Raw genomic sequence first — 16,745 nt, 5'->3', positions numbered from 1 at the left:
AATAAACAATGAACAATAATATAACCAAGGAGTTTCCACAAGGATTTTTATGGGGAGGGGCCACGGCTGCTAACCAATTTGAAGGTGGGTATAACGTGGATGGTAAGGGACTAAGCACTGCTGATGTAATAACAGCCGGGACGCATACTATTTCCCGAAGAATTACGCCTGTATTGGAAGAAGGAATGAACTATCCAAGTCACGAGGCTATTGATTTCTACCATCATTATAAAGACGATATCCGATTATTTGCTGAAATGGGTTTCAAGGTTTTTAGAATGTCCATCGCTTGGTCCAGAATATTTCCGAACGGAGATGATACAGAGCCGAATGAGCAAGGCTTGCAGTTCTATGATCGTGTGTTCGCAGAATTAAAAAAGTACAACATTGAGCCGTTGGTTACGATCTCACATTATGAAGCACCGTTTCATTTAACCCAAAAATATAACGGCTGGTCAGATCGCAGAGTGGTAGATTTTTATGTAAGATATTGTGAAGTACTTTTTAACAGATACAAAGATGTCGTAAAATACTGGCTCACCTTTAATGAAATCAATATCTTAACCTTGTCTTTTGGGGCGTTCATGGCTGGAGCGATGATGCCAGAGGGGAATGGAGAGCTTGCCCATGCTACAGTGAAGGATGAGCAGGTCCTGTATTAAGCTTTGCATCATCAATTTGTAGCCAGTGCAAAGGCAGTAAAGCTGGGGCATGAAATCAATAAGGATTTTAAAATTGGCTGTATGATTGCTTATATGTGTTCATACCCACTTACCTGTAACCCCGATGATGTTTTGCTCGCTCAACAAAAGGATAACTTGAGTAATTTCCTATGTTCAGATGTTCAAGTAAGAGGTGCTTATCCCGGATTTGCCAAACGATATTTTAAAGAACATAATATCCAAATTACGATGCAGGACAATGATGAGGACGTCTTAAAAGAAGGATGCGTAGATTTTTATACTTTCAGTTATTATTCATCCACTTGTGTCAGTGCAGACCCCAATCAGGAGAAGGTGGGTGGGAATTTATCCATGGGATTAAAGAATCCCTATTTAAAAGCAAGCGCCTGGGACTGGCAAATCGATCCGCAGGGATTGAGATGGTCCCTCAATAACATTTATAATCGATATGAAATCCCGTTAATGGTTGTGGAAAATGGTCTGGGCGCTGTGGATACAGTGAAAGAAGACGGCTCCATTCAAGATGCTTATCGAATTGATTATCTAAAGCAGCATATTGAGCAAATGAAAGAAGCCATTGCTGATGGAGTAGATTTAATAGGTTATACACCTTGGGGATGTATTGATCTAGTAAGTGCGGGAACCGGTGAAATGAAAAAACGCTATGGATTCATATACGTCGATAAGGATAATGAAGGTAAAGGAACACTTGCCAGATCCAGAAAGAAGAGCTTCTATTGGTATAAGAGTGTGATCGAAACTAATGGGGAACAGCTGGACTAAATATTAGTGTGTGTCTTCAAAAAGTGATGCAGTCAGCGCATGCCTATTCAGTAGGTATGCGCTGTTTGGATTTAAAACCAGCTTCCCTTCAGGAAACTACGGTGAATGTATACAGATTAGGAGATCACCATAGTCAATAGTATGTTAATTTTACTAAACACATGGGTTGAAAATGTCGAAATAAAGGGTAGGGTGGATAACAAAATATAAGGAAGTGGATACATATTATGAATCAAGTAGAAGCTGTTTTGTCTGCCATGCCGTTTATTAGAGAAGCTGCACGACATGATGTTTTAATATCTGTAATGGATAAAGAAAAATTTCTATTCTTTCAGTCGGGGAAAAGTTTAGTCTATGATTTCAAGGCAGGCGACCCTCTCCCTGATGTACACAAGAACTTCAAAATGCTAGTAGACGGAGAAAAGACCCGAGTTCGCTATGATGCCGAAGTTTTCGGGTTTGCTGCTGATTCATACTTTCATCCGATAAAGAATGAACAGAATGAGATTGAGGCAGTAATGTGCATCACCTATAGTATGGATAATCAGGATCAACTGAAGAAGTTGATGAGCCAAGCAGAGGATGTTACAAGCAAGCTAGTGGAAGGGATTCAGCATGTAGCAGCCCATTCGGAGGAGCTTAGTGCGACAGCCGAGGAAATTTTAAGCAATACGAAAAAGGCGGTTGAGGACTCTGGTAATGTGACTGAGGTGGCTGGCTACATCAAGGAAATTTCAGAGCAGACAAACTTGCTTGGACTAAATGCAGCCATTGAAGCTGCTCGGGTGGGTGAGGCAGGAGCAGGATTTGGGGTTGTTGCCGCAGAAATCCGCAAGATGTCTACGGGCACCAAGGAAGCCACTGGGCGAATCGAGCAATCCTTGCAAGCTGTCAGACAATCGGTTTATAGTATGGAACAAGAGATTACGCAGATTACTGTATCTTCCCAAGAGCAGGCCAAGCTTGTGTCGGAGTTCATGAATATTATTGATCAATTAAATGATACCAACCAAGGCTTGAGAGGTTTAATAGAGAAAATCACGAATGATGTGGATGTAAAATAAAGATTGGAAGAAGTCTCGGTCTGTGAATTGTGCATTCCGTCATGGAAATGTGATCACAGGGCGAGGCTTTTTTAAGTTTATTAAATCATTTGGAGTGGATACATATATGAATTTGAATGGGTTGAATGAACAGAGTTACACAGAACTAGAGGATTATTGGGTGCGTGTATTTCTAAATTTAGTACAAGATCAGGATAAAGAGAACTGGGTGATTCCTTATTACAACACATCCTTTTCTAATGGTCAGAAAGTTATGGATATGAACCCCATTTTTTCGGCTAAATCGAAAATAAGTCATAAATCCATCAGAATCATTCATGAAACGGTTAATGAGGGGGATGACGTTCACTATTGGTTAGATACGAATGGGAAAAACGAATTAGTTATTATTTGTTCCCCATCACAGCAACATGTGCACAAGGTAAAGGGGATCATTAAACGCTGGATTTATGAATGAGATCCATTATCCATAATCAAATCTTTTCCGATATAATAGGGAAGAGAAGCCATAGAACAGATACTACCTCAGAGAGGTGATTTACAATGACCGTTGATATTCTCCGACGTAATAATGTAAAAGTGTTGGGTACAGGCAGCCAGACGATTGTATTTGCTCACGGCTTTGGATGCGATCAGGATATGTGGCGTTATATCGTCCCTAGCTTTATCGACAACTACCAAATCGTCTTATTTGATTACGTTGGTTCTGGAGATTCCCAAATAAAATACTATGATTCCCAAAAATACAGTGACTTGCAAGGATATGCCCAAGATGTGCTGGATATTATGGAAGCGTTAGAGTTACGGAATATCATATTCGTCGGACACTCCGTTAGCAGCATGATCGGAATGCTCGCATCCATCCGAAGCCCTCAATATTTTGAACGCATTGTCATGCTCGGTCCTTCTCCACGCTATGTGAATGACCTGCCTTTTTATTATGGAGGTTTCGATAAGAGTGATATTGATGAATTACTGGATATGATGCAAATGAACTTTATTGGCTGGGCTAGTTACATGGCGCCCATTGCTATGCAAAATCCCGAGCGAGGGGACTTAACCGAAGAGTTGGAAAAGGCATTTTGCTCCAGAGATCCTCATATTGCACGGCAATTCGCAGAGGTTACATTTTTTTCAGATTGCCGTGTCGATCTTCCGCATGCTTCGGTTCCTACGCTTATTCTCCAGTGCTCAGACGATAGTATTGCTCCAATTGAGGTAGGGGATTATTTGCATACCCATCTTAGAAATAGCAGACTTCAGCAGATGAGAGCAAAGGGGCATTATCCTCATTTAAGCCAACCAGGAGAAACGAGCGATTTAATCAAAGAATATTTAGCCAGTGTGTAATATCGAAAGAAAGGCAGTCATGCAATGGATATTCAATTAGATAAAGCTCCCTGTGGATACTTTTCAATTTCGGACGCTGGGATCATTCAATCGGTAAATCAAACTTTATTGGACATGCTTCTTTATGAACGTGATCAATTGCTCGGGCGGCCGATTGAAACGACAATGTCTGTTACGAACAAGCTATTTTTTCATACTTATTTTTATCCCTACATCCAGTTGTACGGGCATGTTGATGAGATGTACTTCTCGTTTCGCACAAGTGATCGACAGGATGTGCCTGTACTTCTAAACGGAGTTCGGCAGGAACGCAATGGAGAAGCTGTTATTGATTGTGTAGTGCTTATGATGCGTAAGCGGATTGAACATGAGAAAGATATACTACAGACCAAAACCAAGCTTCAGGAATTATATCAGGCGACGAATGAAGCAAACCAGAAGCTTGAACGGTTGCACGAAGAATATGAAATCAAACAGCAGGAACTAGTGCGGATTAATCACCAGCTAGAAACGATGGCGTCAACCGACCCGTTAACTGGGCTTAAAAATAGAAGATATTTTCAAGATCAATTACAAATCAGCCTAGCCTCCTTTCAAGAGACCGGAATACCTTTCTCGTTGCTGATCATTGATATTGATCGTTTCAAAAACATTAACGACACTTATGGTCATCCGGTGGGCGACCTGGTGCTCACTAATCTGGCTGAGTTACTACAATCCATGTCACAGGAGATGGATATTGTCGCTCGTTATGGTGGCGAGGAGTTTGTCATTATTCTTCCGGGCAACGACGCAGAGGAAGCCATTCGTGCAGCAGAAAGATATCGCTCCACGACGGCCTCAAGGGATTGGGGAGATTACAGCATTACTGTGAGTATTGGCGTGGCAACGGTTACGCAAGCGGATACGGAACAATCGATAGTTCATCAAGCAGATTTGGCACTGTATGCTTCCAAGAGTGGCGGGAGAAACCGGGTCACGCATGCAGCAAGTCTTATAAAGAGATAGATAGAGGCTTCATAACTATATGAAGAGCTGGAGGATAAAATGGGCGAAGCGTACAAGCTGGACTGTGATATCTGTGCTTATACTGAGAACATATTTGTGGGGTTTGGTTTATTGTATATGCGTTTGGAATCCATTGCTTCGTTTGTACAGGATGCTGCCCTTAAACGGCGTATTGAGGAATTCATAGGCAACCCTTCGGCGAGATATGATGCTTATGACGCTCTGTATGTGTGCCCGGTCTGTCAGGCCATCCGCAATGAATTGTTTATTGAGATGGAATCGGACTCATCACAGTATAAAATTTCTCATGCTTGTCCTAGATGCGCGAGTGTTATGCAGCAGGAACACATTGAAAACAATGTGCCGGTTCATTTGAGCTGCCCAGCATGTGAGAAGGGTAAATTGAAGGCAACGTTTTATATGGATTGGGATTAATAGATTCCCCGAATATCTCCACAGCATACTCCAATAAGCCTGGTCAAACCAGTCAAATTCAGCTAATATTAATGATAACGATTCTCATTTGTGGTATCAGAATGAATGAAAACCTTTGAGGTGAACGCCTGTGAATTCAAATTCGTTATCATTAATATATCAGCATTATTTAGAAAAAACTCCGTTTAGAAAACAAAACGAGCATACGTATATGATGTTACCGGAAGCGGGCGACGGACATATTTACCGAGTTACGACTTACAGCGGAATCGAGATTGTGTATTCGCATATTCAATATCACGAGCCTTATCCGACGAACTTTGCCTCCAGAGGACAAATGATTGAACTTCAATTTGCACTTTCGGGTCAACGTCATGTAAATATAGCTGGTCTGGACTATACGCTCCCGATAGGGCGGGGTGCTCTTATTTTTTTACAGGATTTCAAAGCATATTTCCATCCTCCCGTTAACGAACAATACCAATCCTTTGCGCTTGGCATTCCTGTCTCGTTGTTTAATTATGCAGCTTCACAGTTGGCAGCTCGTCGACAGGTAGCTATTGAATTTAATCAAATTCTGAAGGGTGCTGCGTTCCATCATCTTAGTTTTGAACTGGATCACAGAAGTATAGTGATGATTGAACATTTGATCAAAGACTTGAAAAGTGTGCATAAATCGCCTTTATTAATGGAAGCAGCGGCACTAGAGATTTTGAATAGGTTTATGATTCAATTATTTGATTTAACTCCCATGCCCGAAGGCTTATCTAAAGAAGATGTCAGAAAGTTGCATATGGCTCGGCAAATCCTTGAATCCAGCATGATTGATCCTCCTTCACTGATCGCATTATCAAAAAAGGTTGGATTAAATGATTTTAAATTAAAAAAAGGATTCAAAGCATGTTTTGGAACAACTGTATTTGAACATTTGCGCCAAATTCGTCTTGAATATGCGATGAAGCTGCTTCGAAGCCAGGAAAGCAATGTAACAGAAGCTGCGATGGCTGTAGGATACAGTAATGTGAGTGCATTTTCAGAGCAATTTTTCCGGGAATACGGAGTGAAGCCATCATCTTTAAAGAAAGTATTTTAAAAATTCTGTTTTGACCATGTTAAAAAATATTAAGTAAACAAAAAGCTGGAACCCGTATAGATAGGATTCCAGCCTTTTTATTTGGTGCTTATTTCACGAAAGTTTCAATGCCATCTGTATCGATGGTTGAAGTATGGGTACGAGACGCTTCTTCAATATTTTTGAATGCCCAGTAATCTGTTGGTACATCCTTCCATGTAGCCTGAATGGTTCCTTCCAGGGGTCCTCGTTTTAAGATTGTGTTCAAAATTGTAACGGTTTCTACGCGTGTTATATATTTATTGGGTTGGAAGCTTCCATCATTATAGCCGGTAATCCATCCTGCATTAGCTAACGCTACAATGGAATCTCTTGCCCAATGTTTTTCGATATCGGTATAAGGAGAAGCTGTGGTTTGTGTTCCTTTAAGCTGCTTCCAGGATGCGAGTATTGCTGCCATTTCTGCACGGGTAATGGGTTGCTCTGGTCGAAATGTTCCATCTGCATACCCATTCATGAGGTGCTGTGTCGTAAGTGCTATAATCGAATCCTTTGCCCAATACGTGCTAGGTACATCTTTGTATGTCGTTGAGCCTTCTTTTGTCTCCAACTTCATAATCCTAGCCATCATCGCAGCGGTTTCAGCCCGTGTAATCGACTGGTCCGGTCGGAAAGTACCATCCTGATAACCCGTTATATATTTTTCATGCGCAACCTCGGATTGCTCTACTGGCATGATTTCTGGAGTCGGTAAAACCGTTGAAGAAACCGATGGTGATGAAGGTGTGGTTGTTTCACTGGAAGAAGATGAATCACTGCTATCCGTGTTATCCTTCTTATCTTTTTTATTGCTACTGCTGCTGTCGTTATTGCTAGTATCACCAGTTCCGCCAGTGCTTGCATTTCCATTTACAACCTGTATATACGCTTCAGATGTACTCGGGGCAAATCGAGCATCCCCGCTGTATATAGCAGTGATCGCGTGGCTTCCCACACTTAAGTCTCTTGTAGTGTAGTACCCATTGGCATAGCCGTTCGAAATGCCCACCGGCTCCATCGTCAGCGTATCTAATACATTCGTGCCGTCCATAAGAATGACCGTTCCAGTTAAATCGCCCGAAGTTTGTGGGTTTGAAGTTGTCCTCACGCTAAACCTTACTTCTTGACCTTGACTAGACGGATTCGTCGAACTCAATACTGTAGTTACTGTAGGTCTCAGTGAAGGTGTAGGCGCAGGTGCAGATGCATTTACGACCTGAATGTATGGCTCAGATGTACTGGGAATAAAACGAGCATCCCCACTATATAAAGCCGTAATCGGGTGACTTCCCACACTTAGATTACTTGTGGTGTAAGTGGCAGTGGCATATCCATTCGCAATGCCATTTGGCCTCATCGTCAGCGTATCTAATATATCCGTACCATCCATAAGGACCACCGTGCCGGTTAAATCCTTCGTAATTTGTGGAGTTGAGATGGTTTTGATGCTAAACGTTACGGATTGACCTTGTTTAGAAGGATTTGTCCAACTCGTTACTGTGGTTTCAGTAGCATACACAGCATCCGTTACACTAGGTACTGGTGAGGAGGTTGCATACACAGCACTCTCGGAAAAACTCCATGTCCAGGTTCCAAATAAAACGATAATAGCAAGATAAGATAAACAAAAAGACTTGATTTTACGCATAAATTTCCTCCATAAAATTCCGGTGTCACGATGAACTTACTAGGATCCTCCATGATGACTAACCTACTAATATAATTTTTCTTTCTTACACTACTGATTTACTATACTAAATGCCTCTGAACCAATTCTGAACCAAATCGACAAAAACCGTGCCCAATTCACATCGCTAGAAGGGGATCACGATTTGCGAGCCTTTTCCGTAATTTCTCAGAGCAAATGCAAAAAGGGTCAACCAGAAAGAAATGGTTGACCTCATAATATGAATGACAGTTTAGCGTGATATTTTGGAAAGACTTATTCCGTTAGTATTTAAATTTGACCGTTAGATCCTGTAATTTCTGTGACATATCCGACAAGGTCGTTGCCAGGCTGGTGATCTGCTGCATCGAAGCTAGCTGTTCTTCTGCAGACGCTGCAATATTCTGCGAGTTGTCCGCCGCTTGGAGCGCCAGACTCGAAACGTTTTCTCCACTTGCTGAAATTTCCTGGACACTTGCGGTTATTTGCTCCGTGATGCTTGCAAGCTCTTCCGTTTGCTGTGCGATATGATTGGTGGACGCCACAATTTTGTTAAACTGCTGCTCCATCTCATTGGCAATTTTAATGCCGGAGTCGACATCCTGTTTTACGCGTTCCATGGTCTGAAGCGAATGCTCCATATCTTTGCGCATATTCTGAATCAACTCAGAAATCTGCCCGGAAGACTGATTCGATTGTTCGGCCAGCTTTCTTACCTCTGAAGCAACTACGGAGAAACCGCGGCCTTCTTCGCCTGCACGGGCAGCCTCAATCGAAGCATTTAAGGCAAGCAGATTGGTCTGCTGTGCGATATCCGTAATGGCATGTAGCATCGTGTCGATCTGTTGAGTGCGTTCATCCAACATTCTCATAACCGCATCGGTTTCATTGACGGAATGGTTAATCAAGTCCATTTGCTTCACTGTATGTTGTACAGCAGTACCGCCAAGGCTCGCCATTTCCATCGCGTCTGCAGACGATTCAGCAATAGTCAAGGAGCTATCCGTGATCCGTTGCATACCTATTGAAATTTCCTCAAGCGAGCTGGTTGTCTTCTGAAGCATCAGTTGCTGCTCCTTCGCACCGGCCGCCGATTCCTGAATCGCAATGGTGATATGCTCGGTTGCCTGTCCAGTGTGCTCTGCTCCAAGGGTCAATTCTTTTGAGGAAGCAGCGACCTGCTTGGTGGACAGGTTTACCTCACCGATCAGAAATCGAATATTTTTAATCATATAATTGAAGTCCTGTGCAAGCTCACCGATCTCATCTTTTGAATTCATTTTGACTTCTTGGACTGTTAAATCACCGTCCGCAACTGAGTTAAGCCGCTTTGCAATCGTGATAATAGGTTTCGTAAAACGTCCCGAAACAAAGCTTACGATAACTGCTCCCAGAATAACCGCAACAGCCGTAATAATCAGGACAATATAAAGGACTTTGGTCGCTCCGCTGTTAAATTCGTTAAAATATGCTCCAGAACCGATGATCCACCCCCAATAAGGATCCTTTTCAACGTACGAGATTTTCGTCTCTACTTGATCTGTACCAGGTAAAGCCCATTTATAAGTGACGAATCCCCCGCCGTTTGTGCCGGCTTCTACAAACTCTTTTCCCACATGCACACCGTCTTCGGATACGGCATTTATTAAATCCTGGCCTTCATTTGAAGGGTTCATCACTGAAACCGCATCTTGGTTGACTGCCCACGGATAACCTGTTTTACCTACAGTATATTTAATCTTTACCGGTCTTTTGTTATTAGCATCTTTTACACCGAGCAGTTCGATGCGCAGTTTTTCCTGTGCTTCCTCCAATGTTAAATTACCGGCTTCGACTTGCCCATTGAGGAAACTAATCATACCAATTACCATTTGCACACTATTCTTAAGTGCCACTTTGCCTGATTCATTCATTTCATTCTTGGAAACAACATAAGAACTGCTTCCAATCACAAAAGTAGGTACAATTAAAATAATCAAGCACATTATGGTTAACTTCGCCCTTAACGATCTCACCTTCATGATTGATCCTATCTTTGTTTTCACTGTGATTTCCCCCTTAGAGATCGATATACAGACTCAACCCACAACTGCATTTTGTTACTAAAGGTAAAAAGACTGTACATCATATATCGTAAAAACTCGTCAGGAAATTAAGCCCTTTCAGCCTGGCTGCTATTTTATAGGCTAAATTAAATCCGTTTAACCGCAAATTTATCCGTCTATAGGCAGTAGCTTTTTGGTATGCTCCGTATACTTCTGCATAGAGAGAATCTATAACAGAGGAGTGTGCGAGGATGAATAGAATAAAAGGGAGCATCTTTTTCAGTGTTTTTGTGGCTATGCTAGGGCTCATGCTCATTGCTCCAATTATGCCGCCCCTTATTCGTGAATTAGGCTTAAGAGAAAGCCATTCCGGAATAATTATATCGCTTGGTTCTATAACGATGGCCTTAATGGCTCCAGTATGGGGAAATCTGAGTGATGCAAAGGGCCGCAAGCCTGTGATTTTGCTTGGGTTTATAGGGATGTGTGTAAGCTGTCTGTTGTTTACGCTTACTCTTTTTGCAGGATTAAAGGGTTGGCTCAGTGGGGGACTGCTGTTAGTCCTGCTGATTGTTACACGCGGCTTAATTGGCGGCTTTATCCCGGCGGTGTTGTCATCTTCCCAAGCTTATATGGGGGATGTAACGGAGGGTGAAGAGCGTGGAAGTGGTATGGCTATTATTAGTGCGGCGAATGGGCTTGGGCTGGTATTTGGCCCCGCGATTGCAGGTGCCTTTACTTTAATAGGACTGTTATGGCCCTTATATTTTGGAATTGTCATTGCCGCTGTTGCATTCGTGGTGTCTCTACTGGCGATTCCGGCCGCCCAGCCTGTTATTCAGCAAAAACCTGCTCGAATTAATCCCCTCCAGCCAGGTCTAAGAATGTATTTGTTTGCAGGCTTGGTTACGATGATTAGTATTGTGACTATTCAGGTTATAGGTGGTTTTTATTTTCAAGATCAGTTAGGTCTTACATCCGAAGAAACAGCAAGAGTTGTTTCCTTTGGACTTATGTTCTCCGGAGCAGCGATGCTGATCGTGCAGATCATCCAAATGAAATGGCTTAAATGGCAGCCTAAGCCGATGATTTTGCTCGGTTCTCTATTCCTGATTGCTGGAATGGCATTTTTTCTGATTTCAGCCAGCTTGGTCCTTTACTATGCAGCGTTCTTTATGTTTGGCATAGGCACGGGCTTACTGATGCCCGGATTTATGGCAGGTGCTTCGCTTTCGGTCAGTCAAGAACAGCAAGGGGGAGCAGCAGGGCTGGTAGCTGCGATACAGGGAATTTCCGCGATCATTGCTCCTATTTTGACGACCACTTTATATCGAGTAGACAAATATATTCCCTTTATTCTTATAGCGGTTCTGGTTGCTTGTATGGCTATCGTTATGCTGGGGGTAAAAAAGGGAGACGGGAATAGTAAGCCTGTGCCTGACAAGGCATGATAAATAAAAGAGTGGTTAGATGAATCCATAGGCTTCCGGAGTATACTCATCGGAAGCCTATATCTATTATAATAAGTTATAAGAAATTTCAGGAAAATCAGAAGGGAGTGAAGAGCTTATGGAAATCCGGCCAAAATGGGCGGCATTAAACAAAAAATATAGCTTGTACGCACTCAGGTCTTTAAGTCAGGTTTTTTGAAAACGTGTTGGAGGAATGCAGATGGGTTGGGAGTATGGAATTAAGGTCGCAAATGTTAAGGATATTAAAGCGCTAATGGAACGCTTAGCTGAAGCATTGCCTAGGATTGACGGATATCGGATGCAAAGGGATGAGGATGGTTTTGTCCTGCTTCAGAATAATTCTGATTGGCCTGAAGCGCTCCAGATTTCATTGGAAGAGGCAAGAAATATTGAATATTTAGAAGATGATGAACCTTATATCTATTGTCTATTTCATATCGGCGGCGGAGATGCGATGAGGTTGAGGGAAGGAATGTGCAGGGTGCTGGAAGAAGAGAAATGCGCTGCGGATTGGTTCGAGTTATAGCCGAAGAAAGGAGTGGGTGAGATTGAGTAAGAAGGACAAAAAAGAGATTCAGACACTAATCTATCGCTATAGCGGTCCACGAGCCAATATTGGATATACTTTTGAACCGTTGCGTTATGGGGATGCTGATGAACCGAAGCTGGAGGAGATGATATTCATCTACGCAGATGACTTTGATATCGTGCTGTCTGCGTTAAAGTCCAAATATCCACTTGTCGATCCTGATACGGGAGAAACGTATGAGGCTTTTGACCCCTGCTGGGATAATCCGATTCAGGCGTCGGTATGGCATGAAATATTAACACAATTGGATACTTGGCCTACCAAGGAGTCAGAATTACGCCTGTTTATCGATTCCTTTACAGCATGGGTCAGAGCGCATCTGAAGCAAGCAGATGGTATTATCGTGACCGGAAATCTGTAGAGAAGGCCATGCACTGCAATCCGTATTTTTGCTGCCCCTCGCTTCGAGGGGCGACCGGACGGCGAGCCACTGAGTCGAGTGCCTGGTTCTTTGCAGTACACGCGACAGTCTCCTTGTTGCAACTGGATTATTAACGGTGCTTTTGGTTTCTGATTAACGTTTGCTCCAATTCGGTATCTGCCATAAATTTGCTGGCAGATACAGCAAGCTGATATTGATTGGTGCCCATATTGTTAGCGGCAGGTTGAAGAATCCCTTTTATTGTTTGCCATAATGAAGAGGCCTGCAGGCTTTCTGCCCCAAAATGCAAGATGATATGGATACAGGAGGTAATAATATTGCGACCAAGTCCGTACAGGAACCATTCTTTTTCCTTCGTAATAAGCGGAATAATGGTGACCATCGTTTCCCACGCTTCATCCAATCGACCTGTTTCAATGAACTTCTCTGCCAAGTTAGATGCAGTAGAACAGTAATTATGATGATTTCCTTCTGTTTTTTCCATTTCGGCCAGCTTTTTAAGGGCTTCAATTTCACCTTCTGGATGGTTGCGCCATCTCTCATGATAAACGAGTGCCTGTAAATTTTCTTTGTTCCAATCCGTCTGCTCTCTGATCCACAAATCGATAAATAATGATAGATACATATCTTCTCCGAGCTCACTCGCGATATTGATGCAATCCTCAAGATCAGCTGTATCTTTGCTGAACAAATATGTTTCCAAAATCAACTCAGGGTCAAACCCGGCATATGTATCGAAATTGGCCTTCTTGGCCTGCTGGAACAAAATTTGGTCCTGCTCACGCTCATACTTTTGCAGTAAAAAAATGGCGTAATACAGAGCATCGCCAATCCCCTGAAAACTGTTCGTTTCCCTGTCTATAATCTCATTCACGAGCAGCCTTCTCACAATCGGTTCGTAATGCGGGGCATCTCGATCCTCACGATTATACATAGCCAAAAGCACCTTCAGGCGATTGGTATAATTGGCATCACTTTTTCCATATTCCTCATTGTGTTGCTCCAAATAGTCAACCTTCGAAAAATCGGCGTGATCACTTACTAGACTCTGCAGCATTTCATCATAGGGTGCCATCATCTGATCCAGCAGCCTTTTGTAGTTCGTTTCCAATACTGTGATTCTCCTTTCTTGATCGGCTTAATACTACAATCCATATGTATATAAAACAAGCGATTTCCTTTTGAGACGGGATCGCTTAGTGTAGCAGCGATGTATACACGTACATATTTTTCTAATAGACCCATTTTAAGATTCAATATAAGGGTTGGACATTCAACACCTGTAAATCAAGCATACAACATGCAGGGATACAACATTGCGCACAACTATTGGAAGCGTTTTAATTTGAGTATAGAAACACAAAAGAAGACCTCAGGGAGGACATACGAATGCTAAAAGTGAAAGCGCTTAGATGTGAACATTTAAACAATCCGATTGGACTGGGCTGCCTAAAGCCGCGACTAAGCTGGCAAATTGAATCTGACAACATATACGTTTTCCAAAAACGCTTCCAATTGCAAGTATCCATACATCCTACTTTTGAACCGCTGATTTGGAATCATTTTTCCTATTCGGAGCAATCCATTTTGTTTCCCTATGGAGGTCCTCCACTGGAATCCGGACAACGATATTATTACCGGGTAAAAGTATGGGCTCAGGGAGCAGGTGACATCGAACCGGAGGAATCGGAATGGAGTGAGTTTGGCTTTTGGGAAATGGGGCTGCTTTCTGAGCAGGACTGGAAGGCAGAATGGATTACAGTGAAGGAGCGAAGCCTCCATGAACAGTTTCAGACGAGAGCCCCTTTTGCCGCTTCCAAGTGTTTTTCAGTTGAGGGAAAAGTGAAAAAAGCAGTCATTTATGCCACAAGCCTTGGTTTGTATGAGTTGGAGCTAAATGGACAAAGAGTAGGCGATGCCTATTTTACCCCGGGATGGACAGATTATAACGATCGTGTCCAGGTGCAAGCCTATGATGTGACTTCTACCATTCGAGAACAACATAATCGCATCACAGCCACGGTAGGAGAAGGCTGGTACAGCGGCTATCTAGGCTGGCAAAAGCGCAAGGATACCTATGGGAACACGAATGCTTTGTTATTTCAAATGAAGATTAGCTATGAAGATGGCCGTTCAGAACTCATTTGCTCAGATTCTTCCTGGGAGGAAACGAGCTGTGCCATTTTGATGTCGGACATTTATAACGGCGAAATCTATGATGCCCGATTGGAGCAGCAGGCAGGCGAGCATCGCTCCTTGAATGAACGGAAAATGATGCAGGTCGTCCCGTTTCCGTTAAGTCATCTGGTTGCTCAGGAGAACGAGCCTGTCCGTGTAATGAACCGATTAAAGCCTGTTGAACTGATTCAAACGCCTAAAGGCGAGCTGGTCCTTAACTTGGGTCAAAATATGGTAGGCTGGCTGGAATTTAAAGTTGAAGCTCCTGAGGGTACGGTTCTGAATTTGATACATGGTGAAGTGCTGGATCAGCAAGGGAATTTTTACCGAGATAACATTCGGGATGCAGCGCAGCAGATTACGTACATTTGCAGCGGCAAGGGGACGGAGATATTTAGGCCGCATTTCACTTTTCAAGGCTTCCAATATGTGAAACTTGAGGGCTTTCCGGCTGGCGTAGACATTGAAGATTTTACGGGCGTTGTTTTGCATTCAGATATGGAGACAATTGGCTTGTTCGAGACATCCGATCCAAAGCTCAATCAACTCCAGCACAATATTGTATGGGGGCAAAAGGGGAATTTCCTGGATGTGCCGACCGATTGCCCGCAGCGTGATGAGCGATTAGGCTGGACCGGCGATGCACAGATTTTTGCCAGAACGGCCAGCTTCAATATGAATAGTGCTTCCTTCTTCCGAAAGTGGCTGAAAGATTTGGCTTACAACCAGTTGGAGAATGGGGCTGTGCCTTTTGTCGTGCCGGATGTCCTCAAAGGAACCTTTGCTGACAATATGGACAAAACGACGGCAGCATGGGGAGACGCGGCGGTCATATGTCCGTGGACGATCTATCAATGTTATGGGGATAAGCAAATTTTAGCCCAGCAGTATGACAGTATGAAAGCATGGGTCGATTATATCCGTGCACAGGGGACTGAGGAGCATCTGTGGGATAGTGGTTTGCAACTGGGAGACTGGTTGGCGCTGGACAGCGAGGAAGGAAGCTATTTTGGAGCGACCGATGGAACGCTGGTAGCGACTGCATACTTTGCGTATTCGACTCATATTTTGGCGCAGACGGCCAAACTGCTGAATCGCTATACCGATTACAACACCTATCAAAGCTTGCATGAAGGGATTAAAGCCGCTTTTGCGGACCGTTATTTTGATGACGCTGGCAAGCTGACTTCGAATACCCAAACTGCACAGGTTGTGGCTTTGCACTTCGGATTGGTACCGGAAAGGTATAAAAAGCAAGTGATCCAGGAGCTCGTACGGCTGATAGAAAAAAATGATATGCATCTGGATACCGGCTTTGTGGGCACACCCTATCTATGCCTAGTTTTATCCGACAACGGCTATACAGATGTAGCTTATAAAATTTTATTCCAGAAAGATTATCCTTCCTGGCTCTATCAGGTTGAACGTGGGGCCACGACCATGTGGGAGCATTGGGACAGCATCAAAGTGGACGGCTCCTTCTGGAGCACTGATATGAATTCGTTCAATCACTATTCGTACGGTTCAGTTGGAGACTTTATGTACCAAAATATTGCCGGTATCGATGTGCTTGAAGCGGGCTACAAAAAGTCACGGTTAGCACCCAAACCGCCTATTAATCTTACTTCGGCCCATGGCAAGCTGGAGACACCATATGGTGCGCTTGCTGTCCATTGGAAAATCGTGAATGAAGAAATGCAGATGACGGTTCACGTACCACATAATACGACGGCTGAGATTACGCTTCCAGGCGTTATGGAGCTGGATACGCTACAACAGACCATTACCACACAATACCCGTCCATTCAGTATCCGCCTGGTAATGTGCCACAAGAGCTGGCCGGGGAATTAGGTTCTACCGGAGAACAGGCGACTTTCCAAAAAAGTGGAGACCATGAATTGACGTTTACCGCCGGGTCTGGACAGTATACGTTCCAATACAAATACAACCAGAGACTAAATAACATAGACTAGAGGTG

Annotated in this window: 13 protein-coding genes and 1 pseudogene; 11 read left to right on the top strand and 3 right to left on the bottom strand. The window is 43.2% G+C overall.

Going from position 1 to position 16,745, the window contains the following annotated elements:
* The first annotated feature begins 8 nt into the window (after nt 1-8).
* The 7 genes and pseudogenes from HFD99_RS04190 to HFD99_RS04160 all read left to right on the top strand — a co-directional run bounded on the left by HFD99_RS04190 (nt 9) and on the right by HFD99_RS04160 (nt 6,416).
* Nucleotides 9-1,466, top strand: a pseudogene (locus HFD99_RS04190) (glycoside hydrolase family 1 protein).
* 227 nt (nt 1,467-1,693) lie between these two features.
* A complete protein-coding gene (locus HFD99_RS04185) occupies nt 1,694-2,530 on the top strand; it encodes a methyl-accepting chemotaxis protein (RefSeq protein WP_017426869.1) in 837 nt (278 codons plus the stop codon).
* Nucleotides 2,531-2,636: 106 nt separating this feature from the next.
* Entirely contained in the window at nt 2,637-2,987 is a 351-nt protein-coding gene (locus tag HFD99_RS04180; protein WP_206704146.1) for a hypothetical protein, read from the top strand.
* An 86-nt stretch (nt 2,988-3,073) separates the two neighbouring features.
* Nucleotides 3,074-3,880 carry an alpha/beta fold hydrolase gene (locus HFD99_RS04175; protein ID WP_017426871.1) on the top strand — a complete coding sequence of 269 codons (807 nt, stop codon included), beginning with the start codon at nt 3,074-3,076 and terminating at the stop codon, nt 3,878-3,880.
* Nucleotides 3,881-3,904: 24 nt separating this feature from the next.
* A complete protein-coding gene (locus HFD99_RS04170; RefSeq protein ID WP_017426872.1) occupies nt 3,905-4,888 on the top strand; it encodes a sensor domain-containing diguanylate cyclase in 984 nt (327 codons plus the stop codon).
* A 39-nt stretch (nt 4,889-4,927) separates the two neighbouring features.
* On the top strand, nt 4,928-5,323 hold the full coding sequence (locus HFD99_RS04165) for a hypothetical protein (protein WP_017426873.1): 396 nt from the start codon (nt 4,928-4,930) through the stop codon (nt 5,321-5,323).
* A gap of 130 nt (nt 5,324-5,453) precedes the next feature.
* Entirely contained in the window at nt 5,454-6,416 is a 963-nt protein-coding gene (locus tag HFD99_RS04160) for a helix-turn-helix domain-containing protein (protein ID WP_017426874.1), read from the top strand.
* Nucleotides 6,417-6,504: 88 nt separating this feature from the next.
* Here HFD99_RS04160 and HFD99_RS04155 read toward each other — a convergent pair whose 3' ends face one another.
* Nucleotides 6,505-8,082, bottom strand: a complete 1,578-nt coding sequence (locus HFD99_RS04155) for an S-layer homology domain-containing protein (RefSeq protein WP_090889651.1) — start codon at nt 8,080-8,082, stop codon at nt 6,505-6,507.
* Nucleotides 8,083-8,384: 302 nt separating this feature from the next.
* Complete coding sequence (locus HFD99_RS04150; protein ID WP_123797481.1) at nt 8,385-10,145, bottom strand: methyl-accepting chemotaxis protein; 1,761 nt, start codon at nt 10,143-10,145, stop codon at nt 8,385-8,387.
* 251 nt (nt 10,146-10,396) lie between these two features.
* Here HFD99_RS04150 and HFD99_RS04145 point away from each other — a divergent pair, with 251 nt between their 5' ends.
* The 3 genes from HFD99_RS04145 (at nt 10,397) to HFD99_RS04135 (ending at nt 12,567) form a co-directional block, all read left to right on the top strand.
* Nucleotides 10,397-11,596, top strand: coding sequence for an MFS transporter (locus HFD99_RS04145; RefSeq protein ID WP_017428314.1), 1,200 nt, complete (start codon nt 10,397-10,399; stop codon nt 11,594-11,596).
* Nucleotides 11,597-11,816: 220 nt separating this feature from the next.
* On the top strand, nt 11,817-12,143 hold the full coding sequence (locus tag HFD99_RS04140) for a hypothetical protein (RefSeq protein WP_017428313.1): 327 nt from the start codon (nt 11,817-11,819) through the stop codon (nt 12,141-12,143).
* Between the two features lie 22 nt (nt 12,144-12,165).
* Nucleotides 12,166-12,567 carry a hypothetical protein gene (locus HFD99_RS04135; protein WP_017428312.1) on the top strand — a complete coding sequence of 134 codons (402 nt, stop codon included), beginning with the start codon at nt 12,166-12,168 and terminating at the stop codon, nt 12,565-12,567.
* A gap of 130 nt (nt 12,568-12,697) precedes the next feature.
* On the opposite strand, the gene HFD99_RS04130 is transcribed toward HFD99_RS04135, so the two are convergent.
* On the bottom strand, nt 12,698-13,699 hold the full coding sequence (locus HFD99_RS04130; protein WP_017428311.1) for a hypothetical protein: 1,002 nt from the start codon (nt 13,697-13,699) through the stop codon (nt 12,698-12,700).
* A gap of 278 nt (nt 13,700-13,977) precedes the next feature.
* On the opposite strand from HFD99_RS04130, the gene HFD99_RS04125 reads away from it, so the two are divergent.
* A complete protein-coding gene (locus HFD99_RS04125; protein ID WP_123797480.1) occupies nt 13,978-16,740 on the top strand; it encodes an alpha-L-rhamnosidase in 2,763 nt (920 codons plus the stop codon).
* Nucleotides 16,741-16,745 lie beyond the last annotated feature (5 nt).

It is taken from the genome of Paenibacillus sp. EKM301P, assembly GCF_011800295.1.
GTDB lineage: Bacteria > Bacillota > Bacilli > Paenibacillales > Paenibacillaceae > Paenibacillus > Paenibacillus polymyxa.
Note: the sequence above shows the minus strand (reverse complement) of the source record. Positions and strands in the feature narration are given on the sequence as shown.